Source organism: Acinetobacter sp. AC1-2, assembly GCF_016124155.1.
Lineage (GTDB): Bacteria > Pseudomonadota > Gammaproteobacteria > Pseudomonadales > Moraxellaceae > Acinetobacter > Acinetobacter calcoaceticus.
Window position 1 is genome coordinate 1,531,100 of the sequence record NZ_JABFFO010000001.1, and the last position, 21,737, is coordinate 1,552,836.

Genomic DNA, 21,737 nt, shown 5'->3' on the forward strand with positions numbered 1-21,737 from the left:
TAAAAATATTAATATTTGTTTATATAAACCAATCTTTTATTTTTGCAATTGACCCGCTTTAAGGCTCAGCTTATGATGCTCCGGCTGACCTATTTTGTCAGTCGGTTTTAGCAGATCGTCTACCTAAGTGCACTAAAAACAAGTTTTTTGGTGTGGAGCCCCTCGTGCCTTTGACGGAGGAACGGGAGTGGGACACCTTCGGGTGTGCTGGTTTCTTAGGTATCAGTCTGCTAACCCTCTTTCGTTTCACCACCATAATTAATAGCAGTGATTGGGCACAACTTCTTTTATCAAGGAGTCTCTAATGACTATTATTTTATATCATTTTATTTTTATTACTCTTCATTATCTTATTGTTCAGCTTAAAACACGTTTAAAGAATTCCTCCCATCTTTTTACCTATCCCTACTTTTATATTTTTAGGGAAAAGATCTCACTATTTAACGCCAGTTAAAGATGAGCGCATCTATAAGCATAACTTAACGATAACAACAACCAACGAAGAGCAATAATGATGTTTTTTTCATATCGTATTGTTTTAGTGTGCACTCTATTAATAATTTCTATAAGTTTATTAGGGTGCAGACCTATCAGTAAAAACGAATTCAATACCCATTGTGTGTGGTCAGGCCATGCGCTCTCACAATGCAATTGTATTTATAACGCTTTAGAAGAACATTATTCGCCACAATTTGTAGAAGATCTAGAAAAAGTAAGCTTACAAAATATTGATGCGGACATGAACTTTGTAGAAACAATGAATGAAACAATTCACCAATGTCAGTTAAGTGCAAGAAAAGACTCAGTTAACTGATATTTGCATGTTCCACTAAGAAATCTAGAAAGACCCTTACACGTTTAGGAACGTATTTATCATGCCCGATCCAGACAGCATGAAATTCTTCAGAAGCATTAACATTCCAGTCTTCAAGAATTTTAATTAACTGCTTTTGTTCTAGCGCTTTTCGAACTTGAAATTCATTGAGTTGTGCAATGCCTGCATCGGCAAGTGCTAACTGCAAAATCGCTTCCCCATGATTTACTCTTAAAACCTGAGTAGGTACGAGCGTGATTTCTTGATTCTCTTTTTTAAATAACCATGTCTTATTCTGACGCTGATAACTTACGTCTAAAAGCTGATGTTCAGATAGTTCATCTGGATGCTGTGGGCATCCACACTGTGTAATATATGCAGGTGAACATACATAATGTTTATGAGTGCTCCCCAATGAGCGAGCCACCAAATTTGAGCTTTTTAAAGGTCCTGTCCGAATTGCGACATCAATTCTTTGCTCAACTAAATTAATGACTTCATCACTTAAATGAGCCTCTAATTCAATTTGTGGATAGCGTTGATTAAATAAAGAAATGCACGGCACCAAAAAATGGGTCCAATATGAAAAACTGGTATGTATTCTGATTCGTCCTTTAGGTGTGTGATTTGCAGTAACAGATTGTTCGAGTTCATCTAGCTCACTGAGTATTTGAAGACCTTGCTCATAGAACTGACAACCTTCACTGGTGAGCTGAAACTGGCGTGTTGAACGATTCAGTAACCGGACGCCAAGTCGTTTTTCGAGCCGAGCAATTAATTTACTGACAGCAGACGGCGTCATATCGCATGCTCGCGCTACTGCTGAAAAACTTCCTAATTCGACCACCCGAATAAAAATTGCCAACTCGCCAGATCGATTAATATCAAAATATGACATAACGAAATCTATTTATGAATCTAATTCACAAATCTTATTCCGCTTAGACAGCTATAACAAGCCACTAATTTGTTTCAAGATGACTCTAATTCGTTTTAAGGATTCATGAGATGAAACTTTATAAATCTACCCTTTTCTCTTTAGTTTTATTGTCTACCGTAACGCAAGCAGAAGTACAAAAGAGCCAATGGATTACCAGTTGGTCAGCCAGTCCACAAAAAGTTTGGAATAAGGATTTTGTTTTCCCAACCCATATTCCTGAGCAAATATCTAACCAAACGATCAGACAAGTTAGTCAAATTAGTTTAGGTGGTGAAGCAGTTAGACTCGTTTTCACCAATCAATATGGCGAACAGCCGCTTAATATCGATAAAACCACCGTAGGCTTAGTTACCCCAAAAAGTCTTAAATCAAAGAGTGCTTACCCTGTTTACTTCTCGGGTAAGCTCAAAGCACAAATTTTACCGGGTAAACAATTGATTAGTGACCCAATTCATCTCTCTGTTCCTAATCATGCACAGTTAATGGTAAATAGTTTTATTCAAAAACCAACGACATTTAAAACTTTTCATTGGGATGCTAAACAAACCAGTTGGCTGATTACGGGTAACCAGACAGCAAATTTAAATACTCCTACCGATGCTAAAACAACCACTGCAAGATTATTACTCTCTGCGATAGAGGTAAAACCAAAGCATAAAGCCCATGTTGTTGCGGTTATTGGAGACTCAATTACTGATGGAGCAACTGCAACTCTAGATGCAAACACGAGATGGACCGACTTCTTAGCTAAGCGTTTATCGTCACATCAAGTAGCGGTGATTAATAGCGGAATTTCAGGAAATCGACTACTCACAGACGGTATGGGCGACAGTGCTTTAGAACGATTGAAAAAAGAAGTGTTTCAATATTCTGGAGTGAAAACGTTAATTGTTCTGGTGGGCATTAATGATATTTCATGGCCGGGTACAGCTTTTGCTCCTAAACAAGAAATACCGTCTTTTGAAGCATTAACTCAAGGTTATAAACGTGTCGTAGATGAAGCACATAAACAAGGCATTCAAGTGATTGGGGCAACCTTACCTCCATTTTCGGGTGCTTTACCCAATACCCCTTTAGATAACTACTACCAACCGAACAAAGATCAATTACGGAAAAAAATTAATGATTGGATAAGAACCAGTCAGACATTTGATGGAGTTCTTGATCTTGATCAAGGTTTAAAAGATTCAAAACATCCCGATCGATTAAACCCGATTTATGACTCAGGTGATCATTTACATCCAAATGATCGCGGTAATCAACAAATGGCAAATCTAGTTCATTTAAACCAGTTACTGAAGAAATAAAATGTAGGTACAGGTAGGAATTTTCTCCTACCTGTATCAATATCGATTAGTTACCTTCTAATTCAGCGGCAAGTTTCGGGGCAATCGGCTGTTTTTCAACTGCAGGTCGTCGAAGCATCATGACTGCTAAAAAAGCAAGAATTGCAGGAATTGCGATCATCACAAAATTCATTTTATGTGGTAACTGTAGGCCTAATAACATGCCGGTTAAGATTGGCCCAACAATTGCTCCAATTCGACCAACACCGGAAGCACAGCCAATTCCAGTAGAACGCACACTTAATGGATAATATTGAGCAACGTAACTATAAAGAAGAATTGAGGTACCAATGGTTGCGGCTCCTGCAACAGTCACCAAACCATATAAAACATAGGCTGGTGAGTTAAAGCCTAAACCGACTAATGCCATAACACCCGCCAGCAGCATTGCCATAATTACAGGTTTTAAATGGAATTTATCAGAAAGAATACCACCACCGATTGAACCGATCATTGCGCCAACATTTAGGGCAAACAAGAATAAAATACTCTTTCCGAGTGAATAGCCTGCCGCAAGCATGAGTTTTGGTAACCAGCTGCTTAAGGCATACACCATGAGTAAGCACATAAAGAACACTAACCAGAACATGAGTGTATTAAAAGCGCGGCCTTGTTGAAATAATCCCTTTACAGAGCTACCTGTTGGAACATTATCGTCATTAAGCACTAACTGTGTATTGATCGTTAGGTTTTGTTCAGGTGAAATTTTTTGAATAATACGCTGTGCTTGCTCAGTTTTACCAGTTTTAACCAAAAAGGTTAAAGACTCAGGTAAAAACTTCCATATAACAGGCAACAAAAATAAAGGAATGCCTGCAATCAAGAACATGATTTGCCAACCCTGACTTTCAACCAAATAACTACCAATTAATGCTGAAAGAATCCCCCCAATCGCATATCCACTAAACATGGTACCCACTAAGGTGCTGCGTATACGTTTAGGTGCATATTCTGATGTGAGTGCAACTAAATTTGGCATTACCCCACCAATACCTAATCCCGCTAAGAATCGAAGCACCCCAAACTCAAGTGGACTTGATGCAAAAGCACCTAAAAAAGTAAAACCACTAAAAAGAGCGACACAAATTAAAATCACATTTTTACGACCTATTTTGTCTGCCAAAGTTCCAAAGAACATTGCCCCAAACATCATTCCGCATAGTGCTGTACTTGCTAACATTCCCGCCTGTACAGCCGTTAACGACCACTCTTGCATCAGCAAAGGTAGCACTACACCATAAATAACCAGATCATACCCATCAAAGATAATAATCAATAAACACCAAAGTAAAATACTCCAGTGATAAGGTCTAAATTTGGCCTGATCAATAATTTCATTTACATTTAATTTAGATGTTGTCATTTACCCACCTCCTCTGTGAGATAAATTCATATTCAATTTTTTAAAACGACATACTGCACCCTAAAGAAAAAACAGATTATTCAAGGTTTTATTGAATTAATTAAAAATCGTAACTCGCCATCATGTTGAAGCGGTTATCGGTCCCGTTACGCCCATCAAAAGTTTCTCGTTCGCCATAAACATATTCGACGCCCAAAGTAATTGGTTTATAAGGGTTATAAAGTGCATTTACCCAGCCCTGCCAAAGTTCTTTGTTTTGGGTTGTGCTAGTGCGTTGTAATTCGGCAAAACGATTGTCATCTTTGGCTTTCATATAGCCATAACCCAAGGTTGAACGAATTTGTGGCGTAAACTGATGGGTTATGCCCAATGAAACTGTGTCAAATTCATTGCTATGCATATTGTTTTGATCATCTATTGCATAGCCGCTGTTACTCCATAGTAGGAAACGTCCATCTCCCTTGACATGGTAATAATCAGCTTTGAGTAATGTATCTGGCGTAATCTGATATTTCCCCCCTAGGCCTACACCCCAAGCCACTTCTTCATCATTGTTGGTTCTCTTTTCAGCCACAAAACTACGACCTGATAGCATCGAGCCATTTGTAAATTTATGATTTAAGCGACCTACCAAAGCTGGTAAACGCATTTTGTTATCAGGGTCTGATGTAGGGGTATATTTCGGGTCTTCAACCGATATTGCAAAGCTTGTATTTGCAGTTAAGTTATCGCTATAGCGAACTAGTGGTGATCTTAATAATGCTCCACCTACAAATGTGCCTGCATCAATCGTTTCTGGGTAATATTCTGGCGCAATAAATGTCGACCACGTTTGACCGATAAGCCATTTATCAAAAGTTAAATAAGCATGGCGTATCCGAAACTGATCACGAGTGGCTGCCCCAAAGAAGTCCATTTCTAACTTCCCCCCCACATCACCCACGGCTGTTGGGGTTTTAAAATTCAACCCAAACCGTGTCACATTAACGGTACTGTGCAACTGATCTTTTTGTGCGCCCTCTTCAGGAGTATTTTCGAGTGGAACCCCACTAATGTTGTTATACATGGTAGATGCGCCCTTCATTTGATAAGAAGCATCTGCCCGTATATAACCGTATAAGTTAAATTCTGCACCAGACTTAGTTAACCCTTGCTGTATTGGCTGTGCAGCTTGAGGAGTTGCAGAAGTTGCTAGTTCAACTCGTCCCTGCGTTAAAGATTTTTGAGCTTGTATATTGGCTTGTAGCATAGCCCGCAGCTCTTTTACTTCTTGTCGAAGTTGTTCTATTTCAGGATCTGTTTTGCCTGCAAAAGCAGAAGACACAAACAGGGTCACAGAAACCGCCAATAGGCTTTTTTGAACCGTTGTATTTAAAGCATTTATCATAAAACTTTCCTTTTTTGATCTTTAATTAGACTTAAAGATCTCGACATCCTTTTTGTTATATACCTATCTAAAACAGGCCCTTAAACATCAGACTTTCTTCCTCTAGAAAGTCTTCCATCATATTTTTTAGACAAAACCTCCCTTAAGCAGCATTGAGGCCACTTTTTACTGTGTTATAGGTAAAGCGAGTTCTTCTATTTTTTTTCAATTTTCATATTCTCTTCCTCATTGAGAATATTTAGGTGTTAAGACAACATTCCTATGTTTCTACTGGCATTATTTTTTTGCAATAAAACCCTGATAAGTCAGAACCTGTGCATAGGACTGTACGCTTTCAAAGCCACTCTTTTGCAAAAGTTTTATATAGCCTTCTGTAGTTAGGCTAAAAAAGTCTTGAGCCATACGCTCTAACATTTTTTGGCATTGCTCCTCAGTTAAGCCTTGTGCCAAGCATAAATAACGTAAAGCTTGAAGCTGCTGAGGGTTTATACACGTCATTAAATCGTAGGTGAGCAAGACAGCATTTTCTTTTAAGCGATCATAAATATCTTTAAAGAACGCAGGTTTTATATCATCAGCAATAAAATGCGCCACAAGAATAGACAGTGCAGCATCAAAGCAATTTTCAAGAGGTAAAGCTGAAGTTTCCCCATGTACAAAAGTCACTTGTGAAGATTTATCTAAAAGTTCAACCTGTTCTTGGGCTTTTTGAAGCATCGTTAAAGATGGATCAACGGCTGTAAATTTCCAGTTCGGATGTCTTTTAAGTAAATATTCGAGTTCATAACCCGTGCCACATCCCACAATTAATATGTGAGAGTTTGGTTTCAACACTGATTGCAAAATGGCATCCACCTGTTGATGGATCACTTCATAACCCGGAATTAATTTACGGATATGTTCATCATAACCATCGACTACTTTTGGGCTATTAAAGTCTTTTGCCATTTTGTTTTATCCTCTTTTCAAACTGCCTTTCAATTTATAGTTTGCTGCACTTTGACTGGTCTTTTGACTTTATTTAGTCAAAGACATTTCCTGTCAAATTAAGCTCAGCACGCATAATTTCTTGCAACTTAAACTTTTGGGCTTTGCCTGAAGCAGTCATTGGAAATTCATTAAAGAATCGGACATAGCGCGGCACTTTATTATGAGAAATATGCTCTTTACAGAATTGGCGAATGCTATTTTCATCAATTTGATGATGTTCATGCAAAATAATACAAGCACAAAGTTCTTCGCCATATCTCGCATCTGGCAGGCCTATCACCTGTACATCGCTCACATCGGGATGGGTATATAAAAAGTCTTCAATTTCTTTAGGAAAGAGATTTTCCCCACCACGAATCACGACGTCTTTAATACGACCTTTAATTTTAATAAAGCCGTCTTGGTCCATTTCTGCAATATCACCCGTATGCATCCAGCCAGCTGAATCAATGACCTCTTTTGTCTTTTCTTCTTCGCCCCAATAACCAGCCATCACTGAATAACCACGAACACATAGCTCGCCTAAAGTCCCTTGCGGAACAATCTGACCTTCTAAATCGACAATTTTAATTTCAACATGCGGATGAACATGCCCAACTGTGCTTACTCGTTTATCAATCGAATCATTTACCGAACTTTGTACACTGACTGGCGAGGTTTCAGTCATACCATAACAAATCGTGATTTCAGACATATGCATACGGTCTATGACCCGCTGCATAATTTCACGTGGACAAGGACTACCCGCCATGATGCCCGTTCTTAAACTCGACAGGTCAAACTCATTAAACTGTTCATGCTCTAAGGTGGCAATAAACATGGTTGGCACACCATAAGCTGCCGTGCAACGTTCTTGATGAATCGCTTTTAACGTTTCTAAAGGATTAAATACCGCCGATGGATAGACCATCGTTGCCCCATGCGTAACACAAGCTAAATTCCCCATCACCATGCCAAAACAATGAAATAACGGCACAGAAATACAGACTTTATCTTGAGGCGTTAAACGAATACCTTCACCCACAAAGTAACCATTATTTAAAATATTATGGTGGGTCAACATGGTCCCTTTTGGGTTACCCGTTGTACCAGAAGTAAATTGGATATTAATGGTTTCATCAAATTGATGTTGCTTAGTTAACTGTTTTAATTGTTCAAACTGCTCGGAGTTTGGTGTTGTAACTAAATCACTAAAACGGTGAATGCCGATGTGTTGCTGGTCATCAATTTTAATGACAAATTTTAAATGTGGCAGTCGTTCTGAACTGAGTACTTTATCAGGACTATTTGTTAACTCAGGGGCAATTTTTGTGAGTAATTCTTGGTAATTGGTGGTTTTGAATTGAGAAGCAATAATCAATCCTTTGCATGAGACTTTATTCAACACATATTCAAGTTCATGGCTTTTATAAGCTGTATTTAGATTAACTAAAATAATCCCTGCTTTAAAGGCCGCGAACTGGGTAACTGTCCATTCCACACAGTTTGGTGACCAAATCGCTAACCGGTCGCCTTTTTTTAAACCCAATTTTAAAAGGCTACAAGCAAAAGCATTTACTTCATCCTGTAAAGCTTTATAGGTTAACCGTCTGTTTTGATGAAAACTGACAATTGCTTCCTTTTCTGCATATTGCCGACAGGCCTGATCAAATTGTTCACCAATGGTCATACCCAATAAGGGTTGCGTGCTTGGTCCCGAGGCGTAGCTTAACCGTTCTTGTTGCATTGAATCATTCTCCTTGATTCTTTGTAATTCTCTTCGTACCTGATCTAATTGTTGTTACTGCAACTAATTTTCCAAACCGCCTACTTTGTAATGTTTATCCTTTATATGCCCTATTTCTTCTGCACAGCATCCACACAAAAGTCAGCAATCTGTTTTGAAAAATAGTCTCTGTGTGCTTGATCAAACTTTGTATTTTGAGCTGGATCTAGGGGTTCAACAACCACATAGGTCATGGCACCAACAACACAGAGTGCTGCTGTATTTAAATCATCCAAGACAAACTCACCACTTGCATTTCCATCCGCAAGTATTTTTTTCATACTTTGTTTAATCAATTGCTTCACACGAAAACGCTCATGTTCAACTGTTGAATCGACAGGTTCAAACATGAGTGAATATGCAAGCTGAGGACTATTGAGTGCCCGTTTTACAAAGGTTGCCACCGCCTTATGTAATTTCTGCTTTGCCGATAAGTCACTTTCAGTAATCGAATCAATCACCAATAGTTCTGTGTTAATGGCCTCAGACAAAACCTCAATGAGCACTTGGCTTTTATTATCGAAGTAACGATAAACCAGACCACTTGATACACCCGCTTGCTCTGCAATTGTTTGTATTTGTGCGTCTTTAAACCCTCCTTCTGAAATTAATTTTCTGGCTGAACTCAAAATCGACTTACGATTTTGCTCCATCCGCTCTTGCATTAAAGATGATCGTTTATAGCTCATAATTTATTCTCTAACAAATAAAATGAATTGTAAATCATTTTATGAATCTGTATTCACTTTTTTAAAAAATCATTGTATGGTACATATCAAATACCCACAAAATATTTTATGGACAACAAATATAACCAATAGGATGAAAATATCATGAACCTCCGCAGCTTGAATTTCGGTCTAGATGAAACTTTAATTGCACTTCAAGATTCAGTGGCCGCATTTTGTGCAAAGGAAATTGCACCAATTGCCCAACAAGTTGATCAAGACAACAAATTCCCTGCACATCTCTGGAAAAAATTCGGAGATATGGGCCTTTTAGGTATGACCGTCTCTGAAGAATATGGTGGTGCCAATATGGGTTATCTGGCTCATATTATTGCCATGCAAGAAATTTCTCGTGCTTCGGCAGCCATTGGCCTCTCTTACGGTGCTCATTCTAATTTATGTGTAAACCAAATTAACCGAAACGGTAACGAGCAACAAAAGCAGAAATATTTACCAAAACTGATTTCTGGCGAATATGTAGGTGCCCTTGCCATGTCTGAACCAAATGCTGGTTCTGATGTGGTTAGCATGAAATTACGTGCCGAGCAAAAAGGTGATCATTTCGTTTTAAATGGTTCAAAAATGTGGATCACCAACGGCGGTGATGCAGATGTACTTGTCGTTTATGCAAAAACTGACCCTAAAGCTGGTGCGAAAGGCATGACTGCTTTTTTAGTTGAAAAAGGCATGAAAGGCTTTAGTCATGGTAATCATTTAGACAAACTCGGTATGCGTGGTTCTAACACTTACCCACTATTTTTTGACAATGTGGAAGTGCCTGCTGAAAACGTACTGGGTGGTGTCGGTAACGGTACAAAAGTATTGATGAGTGGTTTGGACTATGAACGTGCAGTTTTAAGTGCTGGACCTTTAGGAATTATGGATGCTTGTTTAGATGTGGTGATTCCGTACTTACATCAACGCGAACAGTTTGGTCAGGCTTTAGGTGAATTCCAGCTCATGCAGGGCAAACTTGCCGATATGTATTCAACTTGGTTGGCATGTAAAGCATTAGTTTATGCCGTTGGTGCTGCTTGTGACAAAGCCGACCATGACCGCAGCCTGCGAAAAGATGCTGCAAGTGCCATTTTATATTCTGCTGAAAAAGCAACTTGGATGGCTGGTGAAGCAATTCAAACTCTAGGTGGCAACGGTTATATCAATGAATTCCCTGCTGGTCGTTTATGGCGTGATGCAAAACTTTATGAAATTGGTGCCGGAACTTCTGAAATTCGCCGCATGCTCATTGGCCGCGAACTCTTCAATGAAACCAAATAATAATTATAAATAAGGACGCATCTTATGAACCAATTACAAAGCAAGATTAATGTTCGAAGTGAAGACTTCAAAACAAACCAGCAAGCCATGCAAACATTGGTCACAGATCTCAAACAAGTTGCCCAGCGTATTGCTTTAGGCGGTGGTGAAAATGCCCGTCAAAAACATTTGGCTCGAGGGAAACTTTTACCCCGTGAGCGTATTGATCAATTGGTTGATGTCGGCACGGCATTTTTAGAAATTGGTCAATTGGCAGCGTACAACGTTTATGAAGATGATGTTCCAGCTGCGGGTGTAATTGCAGGTATTGGTCAGGTGAACGGCGTAACTTGCATGATCGTTGCCAACGATGCAACGGTTAAAGGTGGAACGTATTACCCACTTACAGTTAAAAAGCATTTACGTGCACAAGAAATTGCCGAACAAAATCACTTGCCTTGTATTTATTTGGTGGACTCAGGCGGTGCTTATTTACCAATGCAAGATGAGGTTTTCCCTGACCGTGATCACTTCGGGCGCATTTTCTATAATCAGGCACGCATGTCGAGCTTAGGTATTGCCCAAATCGCTGTCGTGATGGGTAGTTGTACTGCTGGTGGTGCTTATGTACCTGCCATGTCTGATGAAACCATTATTGTTCGTAATCAAGGTACGATTTTCTTAGGCGGTCCTCCTTTGGTAAAAGCTGCAACTGGCGAAGTGGTGAGCAGTGAAGATTTAGGTGGTGGTGATGTACACACACGTCTTTCAGGTGTAGCTGACCATTTAGCAGAAAATGATGAACATGCGATTGCGATTGCACGGAACATTGTTGCCAACCTCAATAAAAAGCCAAATGACTTAAACAAGCAAATTGATGAACCACTGTTTGATGCATCTGAACTCTATGGTGTGGTGCCAAGTGATGCACGCAAGCCTTTTGACATCCGCGAAGTGATTGCACGCATTGTAGATGGTTCTCGTTTTGATGAGTTTAAAGCACGTTTTGGCTCAACCCTCATTACTGGTTTTGCTTCGCTTTATGGTATGCCAGTCGGAATTATTGCCAATAACGGGATTTTATTTTCAGAGTCTGCACAAAAAGGTGCACACTTTATTGAACTTTGCACACAACGCAATATTCCATTGTTATTTCTTCAAAACATTACGGGCTTTATGGTCGGTCGCCAGTATGAAAACGAAGGGATTGCAAAAAATGGCGCTAAACTGGTCATGGCAGTTGCAACCGCAAATGTACCAAAACTCACCTTGATTATTGGTGGTTCGTTTGGTGCAGGTAACTACGGTATGTGTGGCCGTGCTTATTCACCACGCTTCTTATGGACATGGCCGAACTCTCGTATTTCAGTGATGGGCGGCGAACAAGCAGCCAGCGTACTTTCAACTTTAAAACGCGATCAGATTGAGCAAAAAGGTGCCGAGTGGTCAGCACAACAAGAAGATGAGTTTAAACAACCTATTCGTGAACAATACGAACGCCAAGGCCATCCATATTATGCTTCTGCCCGCCTTTGGGATGACGGTGTAATTGACCCAGCTCAAACCCGTCAAGTACTGGGTTTAAGCCTTGCTGCTGCAATGAATGCCCCTATCCAGCCAACCAAATTTGGCGTGTTCCGCATGTAAGAGGTGTATATGAGCTATCAATTTTTACAACTCGAACAACAAGGTCAAGTTGCCTATGTTTGGCTGAATCGCCCTGAACTACACAATGCCTTCAATACAACAGTGATTGAAGAATTGCATGCTTGCTTTAAGCAAATTAATACACGTGATGATATTCGTATTGTGGTTTTAGCTGGTCGTGGCAAAAGCTTTTCGGCAGGTGCCGACCTGAATTGGATGAAACAGGCAGGTCAGGCATCTTCAGCAGAAAATGAAGCAGATGCGCTAAAACTCGCGCAAATGTTAGATGCACTTGCAACACTGAGACAACCGACTATCGCCCGCGTTCATGGCATTGCCTTTGGTGGTGGTATGGGCTTGGCATCGGCTTGTGATATTTGTATTGCCAGTACTGACGCCAAGTTTGCAACCTCTGAAGTACGTTTAGGTCTTGCGCCATCTACCATTAGCCCATATGTGATTCGTGCGATTGGCGCAAGACAAGCCTCTCGTTACTTCTTAACTGCTGAACGTATTTCAGCACGTGACGCCAAACAAATTGGCTTGGCACATGAAGTGGCAGATGCAGAAGACTTAGACAGAAAAGTTCAAGAAATTATTGATGCTCTATTACTCGGTGGCCCCCACGCTCAAGCTGCATCAAAACAACTCATTCAAATGGTGAGCAATCAGACCATGAGCAATGACTTGCTACAACAGACGGCGCATCATATTGCTCAAGTTCGCCAAGGTAGCGAGGCAAAAGAAGGTCTGAGTGCCTTTTTAAATAAACAACAGCCTGCTTGGGTTTCTAACTCGAATAACAACAATTAAGGACGATCATCATGTTTGAAAAGATTTTAATTGCGAACCGTGGTGAAATTGCCTGCCGTGTGATTCGTACAGCTAAAAAATTAGGTATTGCAACGGTTGCTGTTTACTCTGATGCAGATGCAAATGCACAACATGTCAAACTTGCAGATGAAGCCATCTATATTGGCCAGTCGCCTGCGACTCAAAGTTATTTACAAGCTGACCGCATTATTCAAGCTGCCATTGATACAGGTAGCCAAGCGATCCATCCAGGCTACGGTTTTTTATCTGAAAATGACCAGTTTGCGCTTGCTTGCCAACAACACAATATTTGCTTTATTGGCCCGCCAGTCGATGCCATTTTAGCTATGGGTTTAAAAGCCACGTCTAAAGCTTTAATGGAAAAAGCAGGCGTCCCTTTAACACCGGGTTATCACGGGACCAACCAAGATGCTGACTTTTTAAAACAACAGGCAGACCAAATTGGCTATCCAGTTTTAATTAAAGCCAGTGCTGGCGGTGGTGGCAAAGGCATGAGTCTGGTTGAACGTAGTGAAGATTTTCTACATGCCTTAGCCTCATGTAAGCGCGAAGCTAAATCAAGTTTTGGTAATGATGATGTCTTGATTGAACGCTATGTGATTCAACCGCGCCACATTGAAGTTCAAGTATTTGGCGATACACACGGCAACTATGTGCATTTATTTGAGCGCGACTGCTCTGTGCAACGTCGCCACCAAAAAGTACTGGAAGAAGCCCCTGCTCCACAAATGCCAAGCGAGAAGCTTGATGCAATGCGCCAAGCGGCTATTGATGCTGCACGTGCAGTAGACTATGTCGGTGCTGGTACGGTCGAGTTTATTGTGGAACAAGACGGTACGGCGTATTTCATGGAAATGAATACCCGCTTACAAGTCGAGCACCCAGTGACCGAAATGATTACCGGTGAAGACTTGGTTGAATGGCAACTTCGTGTAGCTTATGGCGAACCGTTACCTAAACTACAAAACGAATTACAAATTCACGGGCATGCGCTCGAAGCACGAATCTATGCCGAAGAACCTGAAAAAGGCTTTTTACCTGCGATTGGTAAAATTGACTATTTGCACTACCCAACTCAAAACCAATATGTACGTGTAGACAGCGGTATTGTTGAAGGCGATGAAATCACGACGTATTACGACCCAATGATTGCTAAACTCATTGTATGGGGTAAAAACCGTGAAGCTGCACTCATTCAAATGCAACACGCTTTAAGCCAATTCCATGTCGATGGCTTAGGAAACAACATTGCATTCCTTGAAAAAATTGTTCGTAGCGAATCGTTTAAACAAGCCAAGCTTGATACCAACCTGATTCAACGCGAACAAAACTTCTTGTTTAGCCCTGAAGACATCAAGCCAGAACTTGTGGTGGCAGCAGCATTTATTGAGTTTTTAAGTAAACTCGAAAACAATCGCTCAAACCAAAAACAGCTTTGGCAGGCTCAACCACTTTGGCGCTTAAATATTACCTATCAGCACAACATTAAACTGAATTACTTAAACCAAAATATCCAAATCAAATTTGCTTCAAATGAACAAGGCTTCACCGCAGAATATAACGGACAAAGCTATCCGATTTCTGGTCAATTAATTGATGCGCATACTGCCTCTGTTCAAATTGGTGGATCTAAGCAAAAGCTATCTTTTAACCAAAGTCAGCAAGGCATTACTCTATTCCAAAATGGGCAAAGCTATAAATTTGCTTATATTCGTCAAGACTTTAATCAAGCAGATAGCCAAGCCGATGAAGGTCACCTGAAAGCCCCAATGCCAGGTGTAGTCACGCAAGTGCTAGTAAGTGCAAATCATAGCGTGAAGAAAGACGATATTTTAATGACACTTGAAGCAATGAAAATGGAATACACCATCCGTGCCCCTAAAGATGGCTTGATTGTAGACTCCTATTTCCAAGTGGGTGATCAGGTCAAAGCTGGTGATGAGCTTGTGGAATTTCAACCTGCACAGGAGGAAGTTGCATGAGTGAGTTTGTCAAAATTGTGGAGGTCGGTCCCAGAGACGGCCTCCAAAATGAAAAGCAGGCTTTAACGGTTGAACAACGCTTAAACTTTATTAATGACCTGATAAATGCAGGTCTAAAATCGATTGAAGTGGGTTCATGCGTTTCGGCAAAATGGGTGCCGCAAATGGCTCAAAGTGACGAGCTATTTAAGCTGTTACCCCAGACCACAGATGTGCAATTTAGCCTGCTCACCCCAAATATTAAAGGTTTTGAAACTGCCCAATCAGTGGGATGCAAAGAAGTTGCGGTTTTTACCGCAGCTTCTGAAAGCTTTACCCGTAAAAATATTAACTGCTCTATCGATGAAAGCTTTGAAAAATTTAGCGATGTCATGAGCGCAGCGAAAGCACAGAACATACGTGTGCGTGGTTATGTCTCTTGTATTGTCGATTGCCCTTATGAAGGAGCAATTGCACCTGAGCAAGTGGTGAAAGTCGTTAAACGGCTCTATGACATGGGCTGCTATGAAGTGTCTTTAGGTGAAACCATTGGCACCGCAACACCAGATCGAGTTCAAAAGGTTTGGCAAGCCTGCCTCGCTGAACTCGACAGCAAGGTTTTAGCTGGGCATTTCCACAATACCTATGGCATGGCAATTGCCAATATTTATCAGTCCCTACAACAAGGCATTCGTGTTTTTGATTCCTCCCTTGCTGGACTTGGCGGCTGCCCATACGCCAAAGGTGCCTCTGGCAATGTATCGACCGAAGATCTGTTTTATTTGCTGTCACACATGGGATTTGAAACTGGCATTGACTTAGAAAAGTTAATGCAAGCCACCCAAAATATTAGCAATGTATTAAACCGAAAAAGCTTGTCGAATTATGCAAATGCCTATTGGCAAACCAAGTGTGCGTAGTAATAAATAAAATAGATCAGCATCTGGTATAAGGCTTAATCTATTAGGCCGAGTACCAGATCATGGCGTTTAATCTTTATCTCATTTCATTCAGAAATTGGGACTATCCCTCATGCAATTTATTTAAAATTTTGAATTAATCTCTGTATTAAATGCCCCTCTCAACAGAAGCACTCTCTACCCTATTTTTATTCTAATCCGTATTATTGTTCATCCTTTTCTATCTTAATCCTTAAAAAATTTATCTCATTATTTATAAAAATAAGATGCATCCATTTCAATTCTTGGCGAAATATATTCTTCCACCCAATCCAACCATGCACGCGTTTTGGCATCAATAAAATGACGTGAAGGCAATAAGGTATAAACCCCAATATCGGGCGAACGCCACTCAGGCAAGATATGGCATAATCTTCCATTTTGAACTGCCTCTAAAGCCGAAAACATCGGCAATAACGCCACGCCCATGTCCTGCTGTACAACATCTAATAATAATTCTGGGTTATCTGCAATGAGTTGCCCACCAATATCAATTTGGTAAGACTCACCATTTGCATTTAACAAGTGCCAATCTGCTGTAATCGACGGGTTTACTAAGCGTAAACAAGCATGGTTTTTTAAATCTTCGGGCGACTTAGGAACACCATGTTTTTCTAAATACGCAGGTGATGCACATAAAACAGAAAAAATAGTGCCAATTCTGCGGGCAACAAAGCGGGAATCTGTTAAAGATTCAGTGAGATAGAGACTCACGTCTACCCCTTTCGCCAACAGGTCCGGAACGTACTGTGATGTCGTATATTCCACCGTTAACTCGGGATAATTTTTGCAAAACTCGGCCATGACTGGAAAAACATAGTGATGCCCAAAGCTTCCCATGCTTAATACACGTAAACGCCCTTTCGGTTTAGATGCCGTTCCTGTTACTTCTGATTCTGCTTCATCCACTATTGAAATGACTTGGCGACAGCGCTCTGCATAAGTTGCACCAATATCGGTCAGAGCCTGCTGGCGCGTTGAGCGTTGTATTAATTTTGTACCTAAGCGTGTTTCTAGCTCGCTGATAAGACGTGAAACCTGTGCTGTGGTCAGATCCATCTGCTCAGCTGCTGCTGTGAAACTCCCGCTATCAATCACTTTCAGGAATGCATGCATCGCATGCAATAGTCCACCATCGAGATTTTTGCGCATAACGTAAATATGTTTTCCTAAATTACGGATTGTTGCACCAGTTTAGATCAACCACAATGACTAAATGTACATACATTGGCACTAATTCTTTTTAAGAAGAGGAACCGATCTTTTTTTATTTCGTATGTCACTTGCTCCAAATATTCAACTGGATGTTGAAAAAAGAAAGTAGTCCGAGCTACTAAAAATTCTAAGGAGATATAAATGAACATAGCTACAAAAGTCACTCCAAATATTATTGCAACAAAGGATGTGTCACTTGAAGATAAATATATAAGTGATAACGGTACAGCATATATGACCGGCATTCAGGCACTTGTTCGATTGCCTCTTGCTCAGACTCGCCGTGACGCGATTAATGGTTATCATACTGCTGGTTTTATTTCTGGTTATCGCGGTTCTCCTGTTGGTAACTATGATAGTTTCCTTTGGCAAGTTCAAGGATTACTTAAATCCCATAATGTTGTATTTCAACCTGGTGTAAATGAAGACTTGGCTGCTACCGCAATTTGGGGTACGCAACAAGTTAATCTTTCAGGCCAAGGCAAATATGATGGAGTGTCTTCATGGTGGTATGGTAAAGGCCCGGGTGTTGACCGTTCAGGCGATGTACTCCGCCATGCGAACTTAGCTGGTACCTCTGAACGTGGTGGTGTCGTTGCTTTATTTGGTGATGACCACTCTTGTAAATCTTCTACAATTCCTCACCAGTCTGAACATGTCATGATTGGTTGTGGTATTCCAATTTTCTACCCAACATCCGTTCAACAAATTTTAGACTTTGGTGTACACGCCATTGCTGTTTCACGTTTTTCTGGCCTTTGGTCTTCAATGAAGCTAGTCAGTGAAATTGTAGAAACTTCTGCTTCAGTTCATGTTGATCTAGACCGAGTTAATCCCGTTATACCAGAAGATGTTAATTTCCCTGCCGACGGCGTTAATATTCGTTGGCCAGATCATGGCATTCAGCAAGAAGAACGTCTTTATAAATATCGCTTACCTGCTGTTTTGGCCTATGCACGCGCGAATAAAATCAACACCGTAACATGGCCTTGTGAAAATGCCCGTATTGGTATTGCCGCAAGTGGTAAAGGCTATTTAGATACGATTGAAGCCTTACGCATTTTAGGTATTGAAGATGAAACTGCCCAACAGCTTGGGCTACGTGTTTATCAAGTTGGTCTAATTTGGCCTTTAGAACCTCAAGGCGTTCGTGAATTTGCAGAAGGTTTGCAAGAACTGATCGTTATTGAAGAAAAACGTCCAATTATTGAAGCACAAATTAAAGATGAGCTGTATTCACTTCCTGATGGCAAACGCCCACATGTGATTGGTAAAGCAACTGATGGTAAAGGTGAATGGAGTACCTCTATTGAGGAAGCACCACTCATTGGTCATTATGAGTACCAGCCTGAACCTATTGCAAAAATGCTGGCTGCTCGCTTCTTAAAACTTGATATTCCAGAAAGCCTAAAAGTACTAATCCAAAGCAGAATCGACTTACTGCTAAAAGCAGAGCAAGAATCAAAACGTGTAATCGATCTTGCTGAGCGTAAACCCTATTTCTGTAGTGGTTGCCCACATAACTCTTCAACAGTAGTTCCTGAAGGTAGCCGTGCGCTAGGTGGTATTGGTTGCCACTATATTGCCGTTTCACTTGACCGTGGTACCGAAACGTTCTCTCAAATGGGTGGTGAAGGTGTAAGCTGGGTCGGTGCATCGCCATTTACCAATGAAAAACACATTTTTGCTAACCTTGGTGATGGAACCTATTTCCACTCAGGTTACTTAGCAATTCGTCAGTCTATCGCTGCAAAAACTAATATTACCTATAAAATCCTCTACAACGATGCGGTCGCTATGACAGGTGGTCAGCATGTAGATGGACATTTGAGCGTTGCGCAGTTAACTCGTCAGCTTGCTGCCGAAGGTATCAAAAAACAAGTTATTGTCACTGATGAAGTTAAACTATTAAACGAAGAAGACGGCATTGCACCGGGTGTAGAAATTCGCCACCGTAATGAACTCGATACTGTTCAACGTGAGTTGCGTGAAGTTTCAGGTGTGACCGCTTTAATTTATGTACAAACCTGTGCCAGTGAAAAACGCCGTCGCCGTAAACGTGATGCCTACCCTGACCCAGCTGAGCGTTTATACATTAACAGTGATATTTGCGAAGGCTGTGGCGACTGTTCGAAAAAATCAAACTGTTTATCTATTGAGCCAGTAGAGACAGCTTTAGGTACTAAGCGTCAAATTAACCAAAGTAGCTGTAATAAAGATTTCACTTGTGCTGAAGGGTTCTGCCCAAGTTTTGTGACTGTTCATACACGTGATATGAAACGTCCAGCTAAATTTGAAGGAATTGGCGCAGGCTGGCCAACATCACCAATCATTCCTCAGTTATATGATGTTCCAAGTCGTATTATGGTCGGTGGTATCGGTGGTACAGGTGTTGTGACTATTGGTGCACTCCTTGGTATGGCTGCGCACCTAGAAGGTAAAGCAACACGTGTTATGGACATGGCAGGTCTTGCGCAAAAAGGTGGTACGGTTTATTCATACGTACAACTTGCAGCAAGTGATGATCAAATCTCTTCTACCAAAATTCCAGCAGGACAATGTGAATTACTGATTGGTGCCGATGCCGTAGTTGCTGGCGGTAGTGCCGCACTTTCTCGCTTAAGAGATGATGCTTTAGTCATTGTCAATGAAGACAGCACGCCGACTTCTGAATTTATTAAATCTCGTGACTGGTATGCGCCTATTACCGATTTAATTGATCGTCTTCGAGGTCGTGTTCGTCAAGGTCAATTGGTTTCATTACCAGCAGCTCGCATTGCAACACAACTATTGGGCGATGCAATCTATACCAACCAGTTATTACTCGGTATGGCATGGCAATCTGGTCGTATTCCGCTCTTACGTGAAAGCATTGAAAAAGCAATTAAGTTAAATGGTACTGCTGTTGAAAAGAATATCGAAGCTTTCCGTGTGGGTTGTCACCTTGCAAGTGACCCAACTTTAGCTGCACGTTTACTTGCGGCAATGCCAAAAACCAAAACGCCGCAAACGTTGGCTGAACTTGTTGAAGACCGCTCTACTCGTCTGACAGACTATTGGAATGACGCTTATGCAACTAAATACCGTACGCTGGTAGAACTAGCTGCTAAAAAGTTACCAGAAGAATTAACTGGTACGATTGCAACCCAGCTTTATAGAGTCATGGCGTATAAAGATGAATATGAAGTTGCACGCCTGTTAACAGGTAAAAGCTTCAAAGAATCGATTGAAACACAATTCGGTAAAGGCCTACGTTTAACTTACCATCTTGCTCCACCAGCACTATTAGGTGGTCTACAAAATGTTCGTAAACGTGCATTTGGTTATTGGATGCGCTTCCCAATGATGATGCTTGCTCGCCTACAATGGCTTCGTGAAACTTTCCTTGACCCATTTGCGCGCCAAGAAGAACGTCAACACGAACAAGCATGGCGTGATCGTTACATCGCATTTGTTGAAGCACTGGTTGAAGCTCCAGAAAATCATAACTTAGCTGTTGCTGAACAAATTGCAAAATTACCAGCAGAAGTTCGTGGTTATGGACATATCAAAATGAAAGCAATGGATGCAGCAAAACAGCGTTGGGACGAGCTTACACCAACACTCATTAAAGTTCGTAGCTAAGAAATTGCTTAAAAATTAAATCTCAAAATAAAAAAGTCATCCTTAGGGATGACTTTTTTATGGGTTCAAATATTTATTTGGCCATCTTACGTAAAGTTAAAATCTGCTCGCTTCTTCCAAATGGGCCATAGAGGTCATGTAAAACTGCACTGGTTAAGCCAATCCCATCCGATCCATATTGCTGAACAGTTTCCAAACCTAACCATTTACCTTGCGGATAACGATGCATGTGGATTTGCAAATCAAGATTTGGAAAGCCCCACGTAAACTCACCTTCTTGTCTTGGCACAATTCCGTTTGCGGTATCCACCATTCCAATTAAGTGTGCGAAATCTGTTGTCGGCTGCCCTTCAACCATTTCTTTATCATTATTGAGCCAAACAATACCTTTGCCTGCGCGATGCTGATCATCAATTTTTGTCACTAGTGTTTGAATAAAACCACCCGGCCATCTTTTCATACCCTTCCACTCTGTAAAAGAGTCTGGATGATGAATTAGTTGATCTTCAAGCCCAGCAATATCGGAACTGTCTTGAGTACACATTCGCCATGCTCTGGCAACAATACAGGTTTTACCTTGTGCTTGCATTTCAGCTTCTATTAGCTCAATTGTTTTTCCGGCACGAATCACTTGGGTCTTAATTGTAAATTCACCAAATGCAATAAGACCGAAAATATCAAAACTAATTCGACCAATTCTCATGCCTTGTCGTGGTGAAAACTGCTCTAACTCCACTGCTATTAAGCCACTTGCTGGTGCCATATGCTGTTCATGGGGGTTCCAAGTGCCTTGTGCATGAACAGTTGAGCAATAATGAGCAATGACCTCACCTTCAGGACCAATTGATCTATTCAGTAATTGATAATAAGCATTCATGATTTTCTTTCCTTAGTCCTTATCGAACAT

The 21,737-nt window shown here is 40.8% G+C and carries 16 protein-coding genes; 8 read left to right on the forward strand and 8 right to left on the reverse strand.

Features of this window, described 5'->3' with window-relative positions; genetic code table 11:
* The first annotated feature begins 511 nt into the window (after window positions 1-511).
* Window positions 512-814, forward strand: coding sequence for a hypothetical protein (locus HL290_RS18620; protein ID WP_227602201.1), 303 nt, complete (start codon window positions 512-514; stop codon window positions 812-814).
* Here HL290_RS18620 and HL290_RS07135 read toward each other — a convergent pair.
* Complete coding sequence (locus HL290_RS07135) at window positions 807-1,712, reverse strand: LysR family transcriptional regulator (RefSeq protein ID WP_198496032.1); 906 nt, start codon at window positions 1,710-1,712, stop codon at window positions 807-809. The genes HL290_RS18620 and HL290_RS07135 overlap by 8 nt on opposite strands.
* Before the next feature lie 110 nt (window positions 1,713-1,822).
* Between HL290_RS07135 and HL290_RS07140 the strand changes: the two genes are divergently transcribed.
* Complete coding sequence (locus HL290_RS07140) at window positions 1,823-3,061, forward strand: SGNH/GDSL hydrolase family protein (protein WP_198496033.1); 1,239 nt, start codon at window positions 1,823-1,825, stop codon at window positions 3,059-3,061.
* 46 nt (window positions 3,062-3,107) lie between these two features.
* Here the strand turns inward: HL290_RS07140 and HL290_RS07145 are convergent, their stop codons facing one another.
* The 5 genes from HL290_RS07145 to HL290_RS07165 form a co-directional block, all read right to left on the reverse strand.
* The gene (locus tag HL290_RS07145) at window positions 3,108-4,463 is read right to left on the reverse strand and encodes an MFS transporter (protein ID WP_198496034.1); all 1,356 of its coding nucleotides are present in this window, start codon (window positions 4,461-4,463) and stop codon (window positions 3,108-3,110) included.
* Window positions 4,464-4,563: 100 nt separating this feature from the next.
* On the reverse strand, window positions 4,564-5,847 hold the full coding sequence (locus HL290_RS07150) for a DcaP family trimeric outer membrane transporter (protein ID WP_198496402.1): 1,284 nt from the start codon (window positions 5,845-5,847) through the stop codon (window positions 4,564-4,566).
* A 279-nt stretch (window positions 5,848-6,126) separates the two neighbouring features.
* Window positions 6,127-6,798: a class I SAM-dependent methyltransferase gene (locus HL290_RS07155; protein ID WP_198496035.1), complete on the reverse strand. Its 672-nt coding sequence runs from the start codon at window positions 6,796-6,798 to the stop codon at window positions 6,127-6,129.
* 73 nt (window positions 6,799-6,871) lie between these two features.
* Window positions 6,872-8,566 (reverse strand): AMP-binding protein, encoded by a 1,695-nt coding sequence (locus HL290_RS07160; RefSeq protein ID WP_198496036.1) that lies wholly within the window; start codon window positions 8,564-8,566, stop codon window positions 6,872-6,874.
* A gap of 110 nt (window positions 8,567-8,676) precedes the next feature.
* A complete protein-coding gene (locus tag HL290_RS07165) occupies window positions 8,677-9,294 on the reverse strand; it encodes a TetR/AcrR family transcriptional regulator (RefSeq protein ID WP_003651165.1) in 618 nt (205 codons plus the stop codon).
* 144 nt (window positions 9,295-9,438) lie between these two features.
* On the opposite strand from HL290_RS07165, the gene HL290_RS07170 reads away from it, so the two are divergent.
* The 5 genes from HL290_RS07170 to HL290_RS07190 are packed head-to-tail and all read left to right on the forward strand — an operon-like array spanning window position 9,439 to window position 15,952.
* Window positions 9,439-10,611 (forward strand): isovaleryl-CoA dehydrogenase, encoded by a 1,173-nt coding sequence (locus HL290_RS07170; protein ID WP_003651160.1) that lies wholly within the window; start codon window positions 9,439-9,441, stop codon window positions 10,609-10,611.
* 24 nt (window positions 10,612-10,635) lie between these two features.
* Window positions 10,636-12,237 carry a carboxyl transferase domain-containing protein gene (locus tag HL290_RS07175; protein WP_198496037.1) on the forward strand — a complete coding sequence of 534 codons (1,602 nt, stop codon included), beginning with the start codon at window positions 10,636-10,638 and terminating at the stop codon, window positions 12,235-12,237.
* Between the two features lie 9 nt (window positions 12,238-12,246).
* A complete protein-coding gene (locus tag HL290_RS07180; RefSeq protein ID WP_198496038.1) occupies window positions 12,247-13,050 on the forward strand; it encodes an enoyl-CoA hydratase/isomerase family protein in 804 nt (267 codons plus the stop codon).
* A gap of 11 nt (window positions 13,051-13,061) precedes the next feature.
* A complete protein-coding gene (locus HL290_RS07185) occupies window positions 13,062-15,053 on the forward strand; it encodes an acetyl/propionyl/methylcrotonyl-CoA carboxylase subunit alpha (protein ID WP_198496039.1) in 1,992 nt (663 codons plus the stop codon).
* Complete coding sequence (locus HL290_RS07190) at window positions 15,050-15,952, forward strand: hydroxymethylglutaryl-CoA lyase (protein WP_198496040.1); 903 nt, start codon at window positions 15,050-15,052, stop codon at window positions 15,950-15,952. The genes HL290_RS07185 and HL290_RS07190 overlap by 4 nt, the downstream gene beginning before the upstream one ends.
* Before the next feature lie 249 nt (window positions 15,953-16,201).
* On the opposite strand, the gene HL290_RS07195 is transcribed toward HL290_RS07190, so the two are convergent.
* The gene (locus tag HL290_RS07195) at window positions 16,202-17,143 is read right to left on the reverse strand and encodes a LysR family transcriptional regulator (RefSeq protein WP_045436204.1); all 942 of its coding nucleotides are present in this window, start codon (window positions 17,141-17,143) and stop codon (window positions 16,202-16,204) included.
* Between the two features lie 204 nt (window positions 17,144-17,347).
* Here HL290_RS07195 and HL290_RS07200 point away from each other — a divergent pair, with 204 nt between their 5' ends.
* The gene (locus HL290_RS07200) at window positions 17,348-20,830 is read left to right on the forward strand and encodes an indolepyruvate ferredoxin oxidoreductase family protein (protein WP_198496041.1); all 3,483 of its coding nucleotides are present in this window, start codon (window positions 17,348-17,350) and stop codon (window positions 20,828-20,830) included.
* A gap of 73 nt (window positions 20,831-20,903) precedes the next feature.
* On the opposite strand, the gene HL290_RS07205 is transcribed toward HL290_RS07200, so the two are convergent.
* Window positions 20,904-21,707, reverse strand: coding sequence for a thioesterase family protein (locus tag HL290_RS07205; protein WP_198496042.1), 804 nt, complete (start codon window positions 21,705-21,707; stop codon window positions 20,904-20,906).
* Between the last annotated feature and the right edge of the window lie 30 nt (window positions 21,708-21,737).